The organism is Megasphaera sp. AM44-1BH (genome assembly GCF_003467125.1).
Lineage (GTDB): Bacteria > Bacillota > Negativicutes > Veillonellales > Megasphaeraceae > Megasphaera.
In genome coordinates, this window is record NZ_QSFA01000051.1 from 1 (window position 1) to 1,782 (window position 1,782).

Genomic DNA, 1,782 nt, shown 5'->3' on the forward strand with positions numbered 1-1,782 from the left:
CAGATGCTCAAACAGTGGTCCAACATGAGCACGACAGAAATCGGCTTCATCGGAGCCCTGCCGTTCCTGTGCGCACTGATTTCGGTATACATCTTTGGCTGGAGCTCGCAGAAACATCAGGAAAGCAAATGGCATCTGAACGTAGCTGTACTGATGGCATCGATTTCCCTGGTTGCCGCTATGTTTGTTGAAAGCACGGTAGCAACTATGATCTGCCTGTGCATCGGCGCAGCCGGCATCTTTGCCTGCACACCGCTGTTCTGGACGATTCCTGCCCAGTTCCTCACAGGTACAGCAGCTGCAACGGGTATCGCTGTTATCAACTCCATCGGTAACCTGGGCGGTTTCTTCGGACCGACGGCTGTCGGCATGGTAAAGGATGCGACGGGCGATTTCCGTTATGGCCTGTTACTCCTGGGCGTCTCCGTATTCATCGGTGGTATCATGTGCTTCTACATGAACAACCGGTATCAGGGTAAAGTAAACTTTGATAAAGCTCATGAAGACGCAAGCAAATTAGACTGATTCGCAGTCTGTAATCTGTGGTATACAACAAAAAGTCCTTGCTTTCCAGATAGGGAAGGCAGGGACTTTTGTTATTTTTATCACAATCCAAGGATGAAGGCAATAATACAAATATGGATGTCAAAATATTACAAACCAACAGCATAGCATTTGTGATATTCTAATTGCAGATAGAACATATTCGTTTTCCGGATAAAATAATTTATCCTTGATAAAAGTTGATAACACGGGCGGTTTATAACAGAGCTGATTCATGAAAAGGAGGAAAGAGATAGTTCAAAGCAAGATTTTTAATGCATCGGTTGAAAATCACCAGTCTTTGTTTTGTACTGCAGCGTGTAATCGGACCCGTCGGCAGACGGGCTCAATATAAGATGTAAAGAATTTAGTGGAGGTGGCTATTTTGGCTTATTCAGCGGCTGTGGAAAAATCCTGTATGGATAAGTGTTCCCGCAGATTATTACCGTATCTGCTCTTTATGTTTTTACTTTGCTATATCGACCGTACGAACTTAGGGTTCGCAGGCATCCAGATGTCTCCGGAACTGGGATTGACGGCTTCGACGTTCGGTTTTGGTGCAGGTCTGTTCTTTATCGGTTATTTTATTTTCGAAGTTCCGTCCAACCTGTGTCTGGCTAAATTTGGTGCCCGCCGGTGGATTGCCCGTATCATGGTAACCTGGGGTGCTGTAGCAACACTCATGTGCATGATCAACGGTACGACGAGCTTCCTCGTCATGCGTTTCCTGCTCGGCGCATCGGAAGCCGGTTTCTATCCAGGCGTTATTTATTTCATCGGCGAATGGTTCCCGAACAAATATCGTGCAAAGGCTCTGTCCCGGTTCAACATGGCCCAGCCCTGTGCATTGATTCTCGGTTCTATCATTTCCGGGTATCTGATCAGCGCACTCGATGGTGCTATGGGATATTCGGGCTGGCGCTGGCTGTTCTTCGTCGAAGGGATTCCTACGGTCCTCTTTGGCATCGTAACGCTGTACTATCTGACGGACAAACCGGCAGACGCAACGTGGCTGACGAATGAAGAACGGGAATGGCTGACGAATGAAATGGCAACGGAAGCAGCAGCCATCAAAGGGGCCAATGAAGATTATTCTATCATGAAAGCCCTCACACATCCGTCCGTACTGTTCCTGGGTGTAGCATACTTCCTGGTAGTCTGCGAAGGCACATATGGTATCAACATGTGGATCCCGCAGATGCTCAAACAGTGGTCCAACATGAGCACGACAGAAATCGG

At 47.6% G+C, this 1,782-nt stretch carries 2 protein-coding genes; both read left to right on the top strand.

Annotation, left to right across the window (positions count from 1 at the left end; translation table 11 throughout):
* Window positions 1–525: MFS transporter (locus DW949_RS13515; protein ID WP_118023687.1), on the top strand; the 525-nt coding region annotated here is incomplete at its 5' end.
* A 403-nt stretch (window positions 526–928) separates the two neighbouring features.
* Window positions 929–1,782: MFS transporter (locus tag DW949_RS13520; RefSeq protein WP_118023688.1), on the top strand; the 854-nt coding region annotated here is incomplete at its 3' end.